The sequence below is a fragment of the Enterobacter cloacae complex sp. 385G4 genome, assembly GCF_057320665.1.
In genome coordinates, this window is sequence record NZ_JBXWDD010000001.1 from 1391797 (window position 1) to 1407889 (window position 16093).

13 protein-coding genes and 1 riboswitch are annotated in these 16093 nt (G+C 53.1%); of the genes, 5 read left to right on the top strand and 8 right to left on the bottom strand.

What is annotated here, in order from left to right; genetic code table 11:
* Window positions 1-26: 26 nt before the first annotated feature.
* Entirely contained in the window at window positions 27-827 is an 801-nt protein-coding gene (gene thiD / locus AC2FAJ_RS06835) for a bifunctional hydroxymethylpyrimidine kinase/phosphomethylpyrimidine kinase (RefSeq protein WP_047363132.1), read from the bottom strand.
* Complete coding sequence (gene thiM / locus AC2FAJ_RS06840; RefSeq protein ID WP_047363130.1) at window positions 824-1594, bottom strand: hydroxyethylthiazole kinase; 771 nt, start codon at window positions 1592-1594, stop codon at window positions 824-826. The genes thiD and thiM overlap by 4 nt, the downstream gene beginning before the upstream one ends.
* Before the next feature lie 35 nt (window positions 1595-1629).
* Window positions 1630-1727, bottom strand: a riboswitch (TPP riboswitch).
* Window positions 1728-2366: 639 nt separating this feature from the next.
* Here thiM and AC2FAJ_RS06845 point away from each other — a divergent pair.
* Together AC2FAJ_RS06845 and AC2FAJ_RS06850 are read left to right on the top strand one after the other, a co-directional pair.
* Entirely contained in the window at window positions 2367-3446 is a 1080-nt protein-coding gene (locus tag AC2FAJ_RS06845; protein ID WP_223239598.1) for a YadA C-terminal domain-containing protein, read from the top strand.
* 159 nt (window positions 3447-3605) lie between these two features.
* Complete coding sequence (locus AC2FAJ_RS06850; protein ID WP_041909077.1) at window positions 3606-4076, top strand: hypothetical protein; 471 nt, start codon at window positions 3606-3608, stop codon at window positions 4074-4076.
* A 48-nt stretch (window positions 4077-4124) separates the two neighbouring features.
* Here the strand turns inward: AC2FAJ_RS06850 and AC2FAJ_RS06855 are convergent, their stop codons facing one another.
* Window positions 4125-5558 carry a glycoside hydrolase family 32 protein gene (locus tag AC2FAJ_RS06855; protein ID WP_045629847.1) on the bottom strand — a complete coding sequence of 478 codons (1434 nt, stop codon included), beginning with the start codon at window positions 5556-5558 and terminating at the stop codon, window positions 4125-4127.
* Between the two features lie 17 nt (window positions 5559-5575).
* Window positions 5576-6817, bottom strand: coding sequence for an MFS transporter (locus tag AC2FAJ_RS06860; RefSeq protein ID WP_028013826.1), 1242 nt, complete (start codon window positions 6815-6817; stop codon window positions 5576-5578).
* A 237-nt stretch (window positions 6818-7054) separates the two neighbouring features.
* Between AC2FAJ_RS06860 and AC2FAJ_RS06865 the strand changes: the two genes are divergently transcribed.
* The 3 genes from AC2FAJ_RS06865 to AC2FAJ_RS06875 all read left to right on the top strand — a co-directional run bounded on the left by AC2FAJ_RS06865 (window position 7055) and on the right by AC2FAJ_RS06875 (window position 11267).
* Window positions 7055-8062 (top strand): LacI family DNA-binding transcriptional regulator, encoded by a 1008-nt coding sequence (locus tag AC2FAJ_RS06865; RefSeq protein ID WP_045629848.1) that lies wholly within the window; start codon window positions 7055-7057, stop codon window positions 8060-8062.
* A gap of 343 nt (window positions 8063-8405) precedes the next feature.
* A complete protein-coding gene (locus tag AC2FAJ_RS06870; protein ID WP_014884533.1) occupies window positions 8406-9782 on the top strand; it encodes a diaminobutyrate--2-oxoglutarate transaminase in 1377 nt (458 codons plus the stop codon).
* 18 nt (window positions 9783-9800) lie between these two features.
* Window positions 9801-11267, top strand: a complete 1467-nt coding sequence (locus tag AC2FAJ_RS06875; protein WP_028013828.1) for a pyridoxal phosphate-dependent decarboxylase family protein — start codon at window positions 9801-9803, stop codon at window positions 11265-11267.
* A gap of 36 nt (window positions 11268-11303) precedes the next feature.
* Here the strand turns inward: AC2FAJ_RS06875 and AC2FAJ_RS06880 are convergent, their stop codons facing one another.
* The 4 genes from AC2FAJ_RS06880 to AC2FAJ_RS06895 all read right to left on the bottom strand — a co-directional run bounded on the left by AC2FAJ_RS06880 (window position 11304) and on the right by AC2FAJ_RS06895 (window position 15654).
* Window positions 11304-11819 (bottom strand): protein disulfide oxidoreductase, encoded by a 516-nt coding sequence (locus tag AC2FAJ_RS06880; protein WP_248112483.1) that lies wholly within the window; start codon window positions 11817-11819, stop codon window positions 11304-11306.
* Window positions 11820-11894: 75 nt separating this feature from the next.
* Window positions 11895-14066, bottom strand: coding sequence for a polysaccharide biosynthesis tyrosine autokinase (locus AC2FAJ_RS06885; RefSeq protein ID WP_485453954.1), 2172 nt, complete (start codon window positions 14064-14066; stop codon window positions 11895-11897).
* Window positions 14066-14515, bottom strand: coding sequence for an arsenate reductase/protein-tyrosine-phosphatase family protein (locus AC2FAJ_RS06890; protein WP_028013831.1), 450 nt, complete (start codon window positions 14513-14515; stop codon window positions 14066-14068). The genes AC2FAJ_RS06885 and AC2FAJ_RS06890 overlap by 1 nt, the downstream gene beginning before the upstream one ends.
* A complete protein-coding gene (locus AC2FAJ_RS06895) occupies window positions 14515-15654 on the bottom strand; it encodes a polysaccharide export protein (protein ID WP_485453955.1) in 1140 nt (379 codons plus the stop codon). Before AC2FAJ_RS06895 ends, AC2FAJ_RS06890 begins: the two co-directional genes overlap by 1 nt.
* Window positions 15655-16093 lie beyond the last annotated feature (439 nt).

Here is a 16093-nt window from a genome sequence, read left to right on the forward strand (position 1 = left end):
GTGGTGTTTCCTGCCAGTATACTGGGTTACCACCACGCATGAAAATGATGAACCGGCCCAATACCGTGACCGACTTCCAGAGTATCGGCTTTAGCCAGCGCCGCCGAGAGCCAGATTTTCGCTTCTCGCACCGTATCAGCCCAGCCGTCATGCCGCGGGCGCAGCGCCGCCAGCGCGGCGGAGAGAGTGCACCCCGTGCCGTGGGTGTTTTTGGTCTGTACGCGCGGAGCCGTAAAACGTTGCTCGCCGTCGCGGGTAAAGAGCCAGTCCGGGCTTTCAGCGTCATCCAGATGACCGCCTTTCATCAGCACCGCCCCGCAGCCCATCGCCAGCAGCGCATACCCCTGCTCTTTCATTTCGCGTTCAGTTTGCGCGTGCGACGTGCCTAACAGCGCGGCGGCTTCCGGCAGATTGGGCGTGATGAGCGCCACCTGCGGCAGCAGCTTATTGCGCAGCGTCTCAACGGCGGAGGCGGAGAGCAGCGGATCGCCGCTTTTTGCCAGCATGACGGTATCCAGCACCACGTTTTGCACCTGATAGCGTTTAAGCCGCTCGGCCACCGCCTCCACAATATCCGTATCGGCCAGCATGCCGATCTTGGTGGTATCAATCCGCACGTCGCTGAACACCGAATCCAGCTGCGCGGCAACAAAATCCGGCTCGATACGGTAGACCGACTGCACGCCGCGCGTGTTTTGCGCTACCAGCGCGGTAATCACCGAGCAGCCATACGCGCCAAGGGCCGAGAAAGTTTTCAGATCGGCCTGGATGCCCGCGCCGCCGCTGGGGTCGGTACCGGCAATGGTCAGGGCGTTAATCCGCTTCATGCTTGTTCCTCCAGCGTATAGAGCGCATCCAGGAAGGCGCTGGTAAAACTGCCTGGCCCGCGCGAGCGCGCAGCGGCTGCCGTTCCGGCGCGCTTCATCCATCCGCAGGCGGCGGCAACGTTATCCAGCCTGTCCCCCGGCAGCGAGCAGCTCGCCGCCACAACGGCAGAAAGCGCGCACCCGGTTCCCACTACGCGCGTCATTAACGGGTCTCCGCCCGTTACCGTTCGGGTCCGCTCTCCGTCAGTGATGTAGTCCACCTCGCCGGTGACCACCACAATGGCATAGGTCTGGCGGGCCAACGCCTGAGCGGCAGGCAACGCGCTGGCGGCGGTGTCGGTGGTATCAACGCCGCGCCCACCCGCGCTCATTCCGGCCAGAGCCAGGATTTCGGAGGCGTTGCCGCGAATGGTGGTCGGGTTCAGGGCCAAAATTTGATGGCAAAAACGGGTGCGGAACGTCAGGGCACCCACCGCAACCGGGTCCAGCGTCCAGGGCTTGCCTGCCGCCACCGCGCTTTCAATGGCACGACGCATCGACTGGGCGCGCGGTGCGGTCAGCGTGCCGACGTTGATTAACAGCGCATCGGCTATCGCGGCAAACTGTTCGGCCTCTTCGGCCTCAATCACCATCGCCGGGGATGCGCCAAGGGCCAGCAAAACGTTGGCCGTAAAGGTCTGTACGACGTCATTGGTCATGCAGTGGGTCAGCGGAGAACGGGTACGGAAGTGGTGTAAAACGTGTAAATCGAGCAGGTCAGGCTGCATGGGTTCGCTCCTGCCTTGCGTGAAGAAGCGATGACCGGGAAGGCATCTGACTTCCCTACGCTGGCATTATCCAGATCAGGTAATACGGGTATTTCTCAGCCTTCAACGAAGAAGGGCACCCCGAGTCATTTGGTAAGAATTGACTTACTTTTGCCAGATTAGGGGAAGTTGCTGGCTGACGCAAGCGACCTTGTGGGGATCGCATCTTCACGCAGGGTTGGTGCGAAAGAAAGGGCTGGCAGCGATAATTACAGAACAATATGCCACTTCTTTAAATCAATACCATTCGCTATAACATTTCCATTACGTCCAAAAAACATCCACTTTTTCAGGGTGTAAGAAACAGCTCTACCAACATAATTTTTTCCGCTTTCAGTTAGTCTATTTTATGTTTCATAAAGTATTAAATCTTATTTCGAATGAAATATAAAGTGAGTCCCAAACCGTTTAACCCCGCTAAACATTTAGCCTCTCTATCAAGGGGTTACTGCGAAACTCGCGGTTGCCCCCTTGCCTTATAAGTTAATGTAAACATTGAGATATTTTCCTTCACCTCTTAAAAAATCACTTTAGCTATTCATGCCATCTATGATTTAGATCAATATCCAAAAGCTCGCATTAATTGATAGTTACTGCACGTTACGAATTAAGTCATTTATTCAAAATTTAACGTAACTCCGTATTTAAATCGGGCGTAACCAGACGTTACATCAACACGCCAGGATAGCCAGCCTTGCCCTTTTTTACTTTTTAAATGAAGAGTGTTTTACAAATGAAAGTTGTTAAAAATGCCCGTACTGCTTTTGTATTTGGTGTTATTTTCACTGGCTCTATGAACGTAACTCAAGCAGCTGATGTAAACGTAAACCTTAACGATAACGTATTCAATTCAGGTACTTTTATTCAGATTCAGGGAACTGACAATACCGCTTATAATCTGGATGATATGAAAGCTGAGAATGTAAAACAAGACGGGCAGATCTATAACTTACAAGGCGATCGTGAGCGTATGCAAAACGAGATTGACGCTAGTAAAGGTAATATCAGCACTAACGCCAATAATATTTCCTCTCTTCAGACTTCTGTTTCTGGTGTCGATCATGAAGCTAAATTAGCAGGCGCTCTTGCTGACACCGCTAATAAAAAAGGTGATGCGGCGTTACACGGCGTGCTGACTAACGGAACTGCAATTACTAATATTGAAACTGTTAACGCTGTCCAGGATAGCCGCCTTGCAACTGTTGAAACTACTAACGGTATACAAGATGACCGCCTGTTAGCTCTTGAGAATGCACCAAAACCAACTAACGGCGTTGATGGAAAAGACGGCGCTAAGGGTGAGAAAGGCGATACCGGCGCACAGGGCGTAGCCGGAATTAACGGACGTGACGGAGCGAATGGTAAAGACGGTAAAGACGGCAAAGATGGAAAAAATGGCGTGATGACCACTGTGACACGCACGCAGGTAGACACGACAACACAAGCTAAAGTCGCTACTAATAGTCAGGCGGTTACGGCCGAGGTTCAGGAGCTGCAGGCGACCAAACAGACATTACAGGCTCTGAATAACAACGCTAACCAGCAATTTAAATCGCTGCGTGAGGAAGTCGATAATAACAAGAAAGAAGCAAACGCAGGTATCAGCGGCGCGATGGCGATGGCCGGTTTACCTCAGGTGCAAACAAATCAGCGCGTGATGTTCTCGGCTGGCGGTGCGACTTACAACGGTGAAAGCGCGTTAGCGGTTGGGGCGTCGGTTAACTTTAACGAACATATGGTTGGTAAAGTGAGCTTCTCTGATGACACAGCAAATAATATGGGGGCTTCAGTCGGCGTAGGGATTGGCTTTTAATAAATAACCAGTATGACAAAATACATTGTTATCTCTGTAATAGTGTACCTGATGCTTATTATCGTTGGCGCATGGTTAGGTATTATGTATCAGGCTTATTATATTTGCGACCATTAAACCTTCTTCTATAGAATATATTTCACCAAAGGTATCATCGTAATGATAAAGTCACTCTTAGCGGTATTAATAGCTGGTGCTGCCATCCTGCTTTCTGCGTGTACTTCAACTGCTCAGCGCATGGCCGAATGTGAGCGCCAGGGCATTAGCAAAGATACCTGCTACCTGGCTGAGCAAAATCGCCAGAATGCTTATAATGAAGCCGCACAAAATGCAGCATGGGCGAACGCGCGTGATGCCGCATCGGGTACGGGTATCTGGGCTAAAAAAGACGCGAAACAACATGCTCAGGCGGCCAAAGCGGTACACGCCTTTAAATGGGAAGGAATGAAGATCACAATTAAAGGCGAGATCCTGGATGTCGATGGCGTATTGGGCGCGCTGGATGAAAATGAGCCTCAGGCAAAAGTTTATTCACAAGGGCTATACACCTTCATTTACTATCCAGCTAAAGGCAAATTAGCGGTGAGTAAAGAAGGAAAGTTTGAAGGCTACGCAACAAAGATTAAATAGAAAAAGAGGCGACACCTGTCGCCTTTTTAATTTGCAGGCCTTAACGAATTACTCTAGCTGCCACGCCCCAGCATCAATAAGCGATGCGGTTCCCGTCCAGGCAAACATTGTCAGTTCGCGCGCCCCTTCATCAGGATAAATGCGGCTGCTCAGGCACGCCTCCCCTTCATTGACAAACACTTCCACTGACGAGCTGTCAACGAACAGGCGCAGGCTTAACGTGTCGTTCAGGTTCAGCGCGACGCTTCGGGTACCGCACAGGCCATACTGCGGATAATAACGCTCCAGCACCAGGCGCTGCATCTGCGCATCAACGTAGAGACGGAATCCGTCGCCAAGACGAATGCCGTACTGCTCCGCGCTGCTGTTAGCACAGTCCCACTGCAGAATGATCTCCATCGCATCGCAGCTTTCCACCTGAACGATCTGCTGATTGTTGAGCGTGCTCACCGGCCAGGGGAACCACGCTCCCCGCAAGCTTTCCACTTCTCTGGCTGGCCGCATCTGCAGGCGGTTATCCGCGCTTAGCGTCAGCTCGCGCGGTAAGGAGAGCATGCCAGCCCACCCGTCCTGCTGTTCCGGAAGGGGAGATTCCCACATGTCCAGCCAGCCGATAACGATGCGGCGGCCGTCAGGCGTCAGGAAGCTTTGTGGCGCATAGAAATCATGCCCGCTATCCATCTCCACAAACTCACCTTCACGCACGAAAGGTTGGCCGGGCTGCCACTCCCCCAGCAGGTAACCGCTCTGGAAAAGATTGCGATTTTTGAATCCCTCCGCAGCCAGCCCCTGAGGTGAAAACATCAGCACGCGTTTGCCGTTGAGGGTGAAAAAGTCCGGGCATTCCCACATGTAACCCATCTCTTTTTCAGCCACCGCAAGCACGCCCATATCCTGCCATTCGCGCAGGTCGTCAGAACGGTAAACGCGCACCTGGCCCGTCTCGCCATCCCGCGCGCCGACAACCATGTACCAGCGCTCCCCTTCCCGCCACACTTTTGGATCGCGAAAGTGATGCAGCCCAGGCGGCGTGTCAACGATCGTTCCTTGCCGCGTAAAATGGACGCCATCACGGCTGGTTGCCAGGCACTGCACCTGGTAAAGGTTAGCCTCGTCATCCGGATCGCCGTGGAATTTGTGGCCGGTATAAATCAGCGCCAGCGTATCGCCATCCACCACCGCCGAGCCGGAAAAACAGCCGTCCTTATCCTCTGGCCCTTCCGGTGCCAGCGCCACCGGGAGGTGTTCCCAGCGAACTAAATCCTTGCTGCGCGCATGGCCCCAGTGCATCGGCCCCCACTGGGTCGAGTACGGATGATACTGGTAAAACGCGTGATACCAGCCGTCAAACCACACCAGACCATTCGGGTCGTTCATCCAGCCGGCACGCGCGGCGAGGTGGTAACGCGGATACCAGCGCAGGTTAAGATCGCCGCGTTTGGCCTGTAATGATTGTTCAGCTTTGGCAATGGAATACATCATTTGTTTACTCTTTTCAGTCAGATAGTGGAGGGTTGCGGCATGAGCGGGTCAGAAGAAGACTTACCCGAGCGCAACAGAAAGATGGAGATGAGCGTGGTGCTGAAAACTAACAGCCCCATAATGAGATAGGATTGGGCAAAGCCGTATTTCTCATAGCTGTAACCCGCCAGCGGCGACAGCACAGACGCAATCACCGAGCTTGTACAGGCAAAGCCCACCAGATAGAGCGTGGAAGAGAGCCGCTTATCAAAATGTAAGCTGTTGTATTTAAATACCGAGACCAGCAATACGGGCAGTTCTACCGCGTGCAGCAGCTTGGTAATGGAGATAAGCACCGGCCCCTCAACCAGACCAGATGCCACCATACGCATTGCCATCACCATTCCCGCGAATATCAGGCCGTTTTTCGCGCCGAGGCGGTTCACCAGCCACGGGGCGCAAAACATGCCCGCCGCCTCAAGGAAAACCTGGAAGGAGTTGAGATAGCCGTACATGGCGTTCCCTTCCTGCAACGTCGGGAACTGTGATGAGAAATAGACCGGGAACTGCTGATCGTAAACGCCGTAAATGCATGTGCCGATAACGAAAAACACCAGCGCCCAGAAACGCGGCAGCGTCAGCAGGCGCAATGCGTCTTCCAGCGTCACCTTGCCACCGGACACCGCTTCCTGCATGGCGTGCGGTGCGGAGGAGACCCGCAGGCGCGCGAGCAAAACAAAAAACACCAGCCCGGCGCCGCTCGCGACAGCGAAATTCAGCTTCGGATTGATGTTAAACAGGAGCCCCGCAAAAAAGGTTGCCGCCGCCCAGCCAAGCGATCCCCACATTCTCGCCTTGCCAAACTCAAACTGGCTCTGACGGGCTACGCGTTCGGTATAGGATTCCAGCACCCCAATCCCACCGTTAAACGTCAGGCCAATAAAAATCCCACCGAAAATACTGCCCAGCAATACGTTAATTTGCAGCAGATAGCCAAACAGCAAAAAGGCCGGACCGGAAAGAATAAGCAGACTGGTCAGAAACCAGAGCAGGTTTTTGCGCAGGCCGAGTTTGTCCTGAATAAATCCATAGCAGATTTGAGCAAACAGCGCGGAGACGGAAAGCACGGCATAGATAACGCCCGTATCCCCCGCTTTTAACCCCACTTCCTGGTGGAGCCAGATAGAGAGCAACGAACCGGAAGATGACCAGGTGACAAAAAAGAAAAACAGTAATGCGCTCAGTAAGGGATAGCTGTGAGAGTGATGCGTTTTCATCATGGCATTCTCGTGTTGGAGTAATGACCCCAATGGTAACGTTAACATCCATGCTTTCTCATGCTGCCTGATGAAGATTTAAGATGTTAATCACGAAAGTTAACGTTAACATTAAGGAAGTGAGATCGCTATCATAAATTCATAACTGAGGTAAGCATGACTTAACCTGGTCATCAGCCTTCCTTTTACATCAGCGACTTAGTTGTATACCCTCTCACAGAGCATTAACGGAGTAAGAAAATGGCTTCCCTGAAGGACGTCGCAAAGCTGGCTAACGTATCGCTGATGACGGTTTCCCGCGCGCTTAACAGCCCGGAGCGCCTTAAACCGGAAACGCTGGCGCGCGTACAGTGGGCTATCGAGCAAACCAGCTACGTTCCCGATCTGTCCGCCAAGAAAATACGCGGCGCGAATGCTTCGCCTAAAACCATAGGCGTGCTGGCGCTCGATACGGTCACGACACCTTTTTCGGTGGAGATTACGCTGTCCATTGAAGAGACGGCCAGGATGCACGGCTGGAATAGCTTCGTCATGAATATGTTTGCTGACGACAATCCGGATGCCATTGTCGATCTTCTGCTCTCCCATCGGCCAGACGGGATTATCTACACCACGATGGGGTTACGTCAGGTTCCTCTTCCTGCCAAGCTGCTCACCCTCCCCTGCGTGCTGGCCAACTGCGAGAGTGTCGGTGAAAAGGTCGCCAGCTATATCCCGGATGATGAACAGGGGCAGTACGCCGCCGTCAGGGCATTACTCGCAGAAGGCTATCGGCAGCCCCTGTGTCTGCATTTACCTGTGGGCCATCTGGCCACAACCCGGCGCCGTCAGGGGCTTGAACGCGCCTGCCGTGAAGCCGGAATCGACCCGGACAGCCTGGAACATGCGTATATGGCGCAGGGGGATGAGCATTATCGTGATATTCCGACCGCATTGCTGGCGCGCATCCGGAAGGGCATCCCGCGGTTTGATTCCGTTATCTGCGGTAACGATCGTATCGCGTTTATGGTATACCAGACGCTGCTGGCGCAAGGGCTTCGCATCCCTGAAGATGTCGCGGTTATCGGCTATGACAATATGGTGGGCATTGGCGAGCTGTTTTTGCCGCCTCTTTCAACGGTTCAGTTGCCCCACTACGAAATTGGTCGCCTGAGCGCCCTGCACATTATTAACGGAGCACAACACCGGGAAACGACGCGCGTTGAAAGTCCATTTTTAATGCGTGATTCCATGGCGCGCGCCATGTGACTACCGCTTTTTGTCGTTGATGGAAAAAGAAGGGGGTATGAAGGCAGCATACCCCCTTCTTTTGTCAGCCAATGGCACGATTTGTCACACTCTTTTCTGTCATTTAACAACCCGAATGAATACCGCATAAACAATTGTTTTTATTGGCAATAAACTGCAATTTTCTTTTTAAAAATGGTGATATTGCCTCTCCTGTGCTCCATGTCACAAAACAGTAAACAAATTAACCATTGAGCCCCGTGACAAAAGGCTCTATATTGGCGGCGTTTTTTTCAGGCCCCATCTGTTTTTTAACTTTTTATTCAATCGTGGCTCATAGCGAAGCGGCGGTTGTAGGAGTGATATGATGACGGATAAAGTCCGTATTGACACCGTAGATGCCCACAAAAGCAACGAAACCTATCTGGCCCGTCAGGCCGAGTTTGAATCTAACGTCAGGAGTTATCCGCGCAAACTGCCTTTAGCGATTACTAAAGCAGAAGGCGTGTGGATCACCGATGCAGATAATAAAGAATACCTTGACTGTTTAGCAGGCGCAGGGACCCTTGCGCTTGGCCATAACCATCCTGATGTGCTGAAAAGCATCCAAAATGTCATTACCAGCGGCTTGCCGTTACACACTCTGGATCTGACTACGCCTCTGAAAGACGCGTTTTCTGAATATCTGCTCTCTCTGCTGCCTGGTCAGGGCAAAGAATACTGCCTGCAGTTCACCGGTCCATCCGGTGCCGACGCCGTTGAAGCGGCGCTGAAGCTGGCGAAAAAAGTGACCGGCCGTAGCGGTATCATCAGCTTCTCTGGCGGTTACCACGGCATGACCCACGGCGCACTGTCCGTGACCGGTAACCTGTCTCCGAAAGAAGCTGTTGACGGTATGATGCCAGAAGTGCAGTTCATGCCTTACCCGCACGAGTACCGCTGCCCGCTGGGTATCGGTGGTGAAGCGGGCGTGAAAGCGCTGACTTACTACTTCGACAACCTGATCAACGACGTTGAAAGCGGCGTGCGTAAACCTGCCGCGGTGATCCTGGAAGCCGTTCAGGGCGAAGGCGGCGTGAACCCGGCTCCGGCTGAGTGGTTGCAGCGCATTCGTAAAGTGACTCAGGAACACGGCATTCTGCTGATCCTCGACGAAGTTCAGGCTGGCTTTGCCCGTACCGGTAAATTCTTCGCCTTCGAACACGCAGGCATCGAGCCAGACATCATCGTGATGTCTAAAGCGGTTGGTGGCGGTCTGCCGCTGGCCGTGCTCGGTATCAAAAAGCAGTTCGACGCATGGGCGCCAGGCCACCACACCGGTACTTTCCGCGGCAACCAGCTGGCAATGGCAACCGGCCTGACGACGCTGAAAATCCTGAAAGACCAGAACATCGCGGGCAAAGTGGCTGCACAGGGCGAATGGCTGAAAGGCCAGCTTAAAGAGATGGCAAAACGTTATCCGGTCATCGGTCACGTGCGCGGTCTGGGCATGATGATCGGTATCGAGATCGTTAAGCCACACGAAGCTGCTGACCATATGGGCTGCTTCCCTGGCGACGGCGAGCTGTCTGCGCTGATTCAGAAGAAGTGCTTTGAAGCCGGTCTGATTCTGGAGCGTGGTGGTCGTAACGGTATCGTTCTGCGCCTGCTGCCTTCCCTGCTGATCAGCGACGAAGAACTGAAAATCTTCCTGGATAAATTCGAGCAGGCACTGCTTGCTGCGGGCGTTCGCCCGGCGTAACCGGAGTAGTAGATTACGATGTCAGATTCAAACCCAATTTTGTTCTCCTCTGCGCAGAGCATTGAAGCTTACCAGCAGGCGATTGAACAAAGCACTCAGGCTGTGATGCAGTGGCTGAAGCAGCCTGAGATGTACCAGGGCAAAACGGTCGCGGAGCTGCGCGACCGTATTAAGCTGGATTTCAACCCGAAAGGGCTGGGCAACGAAGCGGCGATTGAACGCGCCGTGGAGTTCTTCCTGAAAGACAGCTTGTCCGTTCATCACCCGCAGTGTGTGGCGCACCTGCACTGCCCAAGCCTGGTGGTAAGCCAGGCGGCGGAAGTGCTGATCAACGCCACTAACCAGAGTATGGACTCCTGGGATCAAAGCCCGTCCGCAACCATTATTGAGATCAAACTGATCGAGTGGCTGCGTACCCGCGTGGGTTATCAGGCTGGCGACGCGGGTGTGTTCACCAGCGGCGGTACCCAGAGCAACCTGATGGGTCTGATGCTGGCGCGTGACGCATTCTTTGCGCGTCAGGGCCACTCCGTTCAGCAGGACGGTCTGGTGGGCGATCTGCGCAAAATTCGCGTGCTGTGCTCCGAAAACGCGCACTTCTCCGTGCAGAAAAACATGGCGCTGATGGGCCTGGGCTATCAGTCCGTAGTGCAGGTGAAAACCGACGAGTTCTCCCGCATGGATCTGACCGATCTGGCGGCGAAAATCGAGCAGTGCAACGCGAACGGGGAGCAGATTCTGGCCATCGTCGCGACGGCAGGTACTACCGATGCCGGTGCTATCGATCCGCTGCGTGCCATTGCTGAACTGGCGGCGAAGCAGAACATCTGGGTACACGTTGACGCGGCCTGGGGCGGCGCGCTGCTGATGTCTGATCAGTATCGTCACTACCTGGACGGCATCGAGCTGGTGGATTCCGTCACCCTGGACTTCCACAAGCAGTTCTTCCAGACCATCAGCTGCGGCGCGTTCTTGCTGAAAGAAGCGCGTCACTATGAGCTGATGCGCTATCAGGCGGCCTACCTGAACTCTGAGTTCGACGAAGAAGCGGGCGTGCCTAACCTGGTGTCCAAATCTCTGCAGACCACCCGTCGTTTCGACGCGCTGAAGCTGTGGATGAGCCTGGAAGCACTGGGTCAGGAGCAATACGCGGCGATCATCGATCACGGCGTAACGCTGGCGCAGCAGGTTGCGGCCTACGTGAAAGAGCAGCCTGCTCTGGAACTGGTTATGCAGCCACAGCTGGCAAGCGTGCTGTTCCGCTTCCGTGGCCAGGTGCAGATGGACGACGCGGGCATCGCCCTGCTGAACCAGAAAATTGGTGATGCGCTGCTGGAATCCGGCCGTGCAAACGTCGGTGTGACCGAGCATAACGGCATCACCTGCCTGAAGCTGACTCTGCTGAACCCAACCGTGACGCTGGAGGATATCAAAATCCTGCTGTCGCTGGTTGAGCGCACCGCGCAGGAAGTTCTCGCGAAGTAATACAAAACCCCTCTTCCGACGGAAGAGGGGTTATCTTTATACGCCTGCCCACCACATTCTGATTTTCAATCCCCAGTAGCTCGTCAAGCCCGTTGTGGTACTGACTACTTTCCCCTTTGACACAATCACCAGCGTCGGCGTTACGCTCACCTGCCACTGCTGCGACACGGCACCGTTTGCATCGTTAATCACCGGCATACTCAGGTTTTTCTTTTCAACCCAGCGAGCGAGCTTTGCATCGTCACCGGAGCGCATGGCAATGCTTACGACGTTACCGCCCTCTTTTGCCAGCTTATCGACCGCAGGTGTCGTATAACGACAGATGCTACACCAGGTTGCCCAGACGTAAATCAACAGGGGGCGCTCCTTGCTGAGCGCCGCGATATCGTGAATGTTACCGTCGATGCTCTGCATAGGCGTTGCGCTAAAGCTGGCGGGTAATGACGGCTTTCGGTATTGATCCACGCCCCACAGGACCGCCAGCGTAAGCAGAATGAGTATGATCCCTTCCCGCGCCCAGCGGCGCAGGCGACTCAATTTACGGTTATCCATTATGACCTCTCGATTTAACGGAGGTCATCTTAGCGGGCTATTCGGCGTCATGCTGTAAAGAAGTGTCGCGTCACTTTATTCCGGGGTATAGCCGTAGTTGTAATGGCTATAACCCGAGTGGTAATAGAACGCAGCGGATTTCACAATATCATTGAGAATCGCGCCTTCAACCTGGACGCCCATCTGCTGCAGACGCTTCCGACAGTTTTCGATCTCTTTGACGCTGGTTTTACCGAAACGGGCAACCAGCAATGTGGTTGCCGCGGCTCTGGCGACGAGTAACGCATCCGTTACGGCCAGCACCGGTGGCGTGTCAACAATCACGATGTCGTACGCTTTGTCTATTCGCGACATTACCGTCTGGAAGCGCTCATTCATGAGCAGCTCGACAGGATGTGAAGGCTGAGGCCCACAGGTCAAGACATCAAAGCCACCTTTCTCGGAGCGTTGAATCGCATCCTGCCACTCTACGCTTCCCCCCAGCACGCTGGACAAGCCATGCTGGTTGTTCAGTTTGAAAATATTGTGAACATATCCCTTGCGCATATCCGCATCAATAAACAGTACCCGTTGACCTGCCTGAGCGGCAATCGACGCCAGCGAGGTGCTCACCAAAGTCTTTCCGCAGTCCTGCGAAGGGCCTGAAATCACCACTATCCGATTAACGGCATTCATCATGGTAAAATGCAGACTGGTGCGTAACCCGCGCACCGCCTCGACAAATATATCCGCCGGACGGTCAACGGGCGGGAAAGGTACGTTTGACGTCCTGTGCTTCCAGTGGGAAGCAAACAGCGTCCTTCTGCGTAAATGCGTTTTTTTCCATAGCCACACTGAACGCGGGAGCGTAGCCAGAAGAGGCATTCCCTGCGCTTCCAGCTGTTCAGACGAGGTGATGCCCCGTTTAAACGCAGAGCGCACCAACACCGTTCCTGCAGAGAGCATCAATCCCACCAGCATACCGAACACAATGATAATCACTTTGTGCGGTTTGACGGGTCCAGGCTGCGTTACTGCCGGGTCAATGATCCGCACGTTTCCGATGGCGCTGGAGCGCGAGATATTCAGCTCCTGCTGACGCGTCAGCAGCTGCAGATAGATGGTGCGCCCGGACTCAACGTCACGGCTTAAACGCAAAATTTCCTGCTGTGTAGAAGGCATGGATGAGACGCGGTTATTCAGACGCGTACGTTCCTGCTCCAGGGTCTGTTTTTTTTCCCGTAATGCGCGGTAGGTTGGGTGATCCTTTTTGAAAAGCTGAGAAACTTCTGCTTCGCGGAACGTCAGCTCGTTAAGCTGATTTTCCACATTAACAACCTGATCGAGAACCGTCTTCGCCTCAAGGGATAGATCGACAGAATCGCGCTGCTCTCTGTAGGCGTTCAGTCGTGCTTCGGCTTCATCCAGTTCGCGCCTGATTTTAGGTAATTGGTCCTGTAAAAACGTCAGGCTGCGGGTATCTTTAGCTTCCTGGCGCGCAATATTCTGGCTGAGATAATTTTCAGCAATGGTATTGAGCACCACGGCGATCTTGTCAGGGTCCTCGCCCGTCAGCGTTAAGGTAATAATTCCGCTCTGCTTCGCCGACTCAGAAACAATGAGTCGGCGCTGAAGGGCGTTAATTGCTTCAAGCTTTGTGACGGTTTTGAGGGCAAACCGGGTGCCTGGTGCCGCACTGAGCGAGGTGACAAGCAGCGTTACTCCGTCTTTAACCAGCGTCTTCCCAACAACGCCATCAGCCTCAAGCGTTTTTCCTTCGAGGTGATACCGGCCCTGCTCCTGAACGGTCAGTAAAAGTTCCTGTGGCTTGTCTTCCAGAAGAGGAAGGGTAAGCGCGCCAATTGTCAGTTCACCGGCTTTACGCCCTCGTTCCAGCAGCGGCCCAATGACAGGCACGCGCCGTTTGACGCTGTACGTTAGCCCCAGCTTATCAACGGTCTCTCCCAGAATCATCCGCGACTTGAGCAGCAAGAGTTCGGGCGCAACATCAGGTGAAAGATCGGTACCAAACTGGCTTAAGCTTTTGAGCAACGAGTTGTCCTGCTTCGCTTCTATCTGCACAAGAGCATCAGCCTGATAGATCGGTGTGACGCTATACGCATAGATCCCGGCGCATACGGTGAACAGGAGCGTGATGCACGCTATCATTACCCGATGATCAAACATCTCAGCCAACAGCTGAATGAGATCAATTTCATTATCATGCGGTGACGCAGCACCAAATTTGTCTGATTTATGAGACGACATTACTGCTTCATTCCTTGTTGACGCAAACGACGAGCCCATTCCTGACTGGCTTTTCCTAACTGCTCGAAAACATATTCGAAGGCTTCCCGGCTTTTGCGATACGGGTCGGGAATGTCCTTTGTTTCCAGCCACTGACCAAACAACAGCGATTTCCCCCGATTCTCCGGCGCCACTGAGGCAATAAAACGGAGATGCTCTGGCTCCATCACCAGAATCAAATCGGATTTTTGTAACAGAAAACGTGTGACCTTACGCGCCACGTGACCTTCCAGCGAAACGCCATGACGTAAGGCGACTGCCTTTGCAGTCGCATCCGCCGGGCGTCCTTCAAGCCCGAAAATACCTGCCGAGGTCACCTGCGCGTCGGGTAGCTGCTGGCGCAACAGCCGCTCACCAATCGGTGAACGGCAAATATTGCCGGTGCAAACCACGAGAATTGAATTGAACATTATTGCGGCCACGACCTGATGTAACGGACGGTTTCGGTCAGGTCATGTACACCACTGATGGTGGGTACCAGCTGGGCGATCACACGATTCCAGCGTGAAAGCGGTGCCGTCGTGACATAGACAATGTCGTACGGTTCCAGCTCGAATTCTGTGCTCAGCACCATGGCTGAGGCATCTTCCGCATTGAGTTGATAGATGTTGGCGATTTTGTCTTTCTCGCCTTTTCGTGAAACCGGGCGAATAACAAAAATCCCGGTTGCATCGGCCATATTCAGGTTCAGCCCGCCTGCATTCCCCAGGGCTTCGGCCAGCGTCATGCCGCTACGATCCATCTTAAGGGTGCTCTGTTTAACCACCTCGCCCATCACAAACACTTTCAGCGCGTCGTTCCGGGGAACAAACAGGATATCGCCCGGATAAAGCAGCTTATTTTGGGTTAAATCGCCATGTTGCATCAGAGCATAGAGTGAAAGGCGCGAGTCCTGGCCATCATGCGTGAGCACGACGTTACGCCAGTCGGCATCCGCAGAGAGACCGCCCGCGGCGTTCACCGCATCCATTACCGTCAATGGAATATTGGTTATTGGCTGCTGGCCCGATTTCTCAACCTCTCCGGTAATATAGGCTTTTTGAGAACGGAAGGAGGCAACGCTGACGTCCACCTGAGGGCTCTCAATGACCTCATCCAGCCGCGCGGTGATCTCCTCACGTACCTGCGAAACCGTTTTGCCCGCCACTTTCAGCTTGCCGACGTAGGGGTAGAAAAGCGTACCATCGGCGTTAACCCAGTTACCCGCGTCGCTCGCGCTACGGTACTGCCCTGCGGGCGTCGTGAGTTCAGGGTGATCCCAGACGGTGACCGTCAAAATGTCCCCTGAGCCAATGCGGTATTCCCAGTTTTTGAGCTGCTCATCCAGAGTAGGATTTGCCTGAGATTTAGAAACGGGTGGGCGCAGTTTTTCAATCAATCCAGGGGTTAAAGGAAAAACTTCCACGCGTTTGTCCAGCGGATCGTTAATTTCCTCACCGGTAGTGACTTTTTTCCCGGAAAGACTTAAGTTCTGGCCTGGTGAAAATACACATCCTGTTAGCTGGCTGAGAGTCAGAAAGGACAGTAAAAGAGCAGTTGTATTTTTCATTTATATAAAATGTTGATTTATCGTTGCGCTGGGTAGTTAACTCGCAAAAAAAGCAAGCAAATCCTTGAAATATCGTTATTTATTATTTCACCGTGATACTGTAAAACACACGTTCGCTGTCGTTTAAAAAGTTAAAAAACAGCGCACAATTGCGCAAGAAAACGGAGAGTAATAATACTTTATGCGCCGCGATATTAAATGTTATCCCTTACGAAAGCATTCGCTTAACGGTGCTATTTTGACGTATAAACTTATTTTCAGAATAGATTAATAAAATAATAAAAATAACAAATATTCCGCACAATCAACATTCACAGCAATGATGAACATCACCGTTATCGACTACCCAAACCCCTCCACTTTTGTTACATTTTTTATCAAACGCATCATGCTTTGATACTTAAAATAGACCGTCTGTCTTGTGCTGTGTGCCCTGCAG

Bases quoted from the DNA above. Each gene is read 5' to 3' on its own strand.
- thiD (WP_047363132.1), bottom strand. From the start codon at position 827: ATGAAGCGGATTAACGCCCTGACCATTGCCGGTACCGACCCCAGCGGC.
- thiM (WP_047363130.1), bottom strand. From the start codon at position 1,594: ATGCAGCCTGACCTGCTCGATTTACACGTTTTACACCACTTCCGTACC.
- AC2FAJ_RS06845 (WP_223239598.1), top strand. From the start codon at position 2,367: ATGAAAGTTGTTAAAAATGCCCGTACTGCTTTTGTATTTGGTGTTATT.
- AC2FAJ_RS06850 (WP_041909077.1), top strand. From the start codon at position 3,606: ATGATAAAGTCACTCTTAGCGGTATTAATAGCTGGTGCTGCCATCCTG.
- AC2FAJ_RS06855 (WP_045629847.1), bottom strand. From the start codon at position 5,558: ATGATGTATTCCATTGCCAAAGCTGAACAATCATTACAGGCCAAACGC.
- AC2FAJ_RS06860 (WP_028013826.1), bottom strand. From the start codon at position 6,817: ATGATGAAAACGCATCACTCTCACAGCTATCCCTTACTGAGCGCATTA.
- AC2FAJ_RS06865 (WP_045629848.1), top strand. From the start codon at position 7,055: ATGGCTTCCCTGAAGGACGTCGCAAAGCTGGCTAACGTATCGCTGATG.
- AC2FAJ_RS06870 (WP_014884533.1), top strand. From the start codon at position 8,406: ATGATGACGGATAAAGTCCGTATTGACACCGTAGATGCCCACAAAAGC.
- AC2FAJ_RS06875 (WP_028013828.1), top strand. From the start codon at position 9,801: ATGTCAGATTCAAACCCAATTTTGTTCTCCTCTGCGCAGAGCATTGAA.
- AC2FAJ_RS06880 (WP_248112483.1), bottom strand. From the start codon at position 11,819: ATGGATAACCGTAAATTGAGTCGCCTGCGCCGCTGGGCGCGGGAAGGG.
- AC2FAJ_RS06885 (WP_485453954.1), bottom strand. From the start codon at position 14,066: ATGTCGTCTCATAAATCAGACAAATTTGGTGCTGCGTCACCGCATGAT.
- AC2FAJ_RS06890 (WP_028013831.1), bottom strand. From the start codon at position 14,515: ATGTTCAATTCAATTCTCGTGGTTTGCACCGGCAATATTTGCCGTTCA.
- AC2FAJ_RS06895 (WP_485453955.1), bottom strand. From the start codon at position 15,654: ATGAAAAATACAACTGCTCTTTTACTGTCCTTTCTGACTCTCAGCCAG.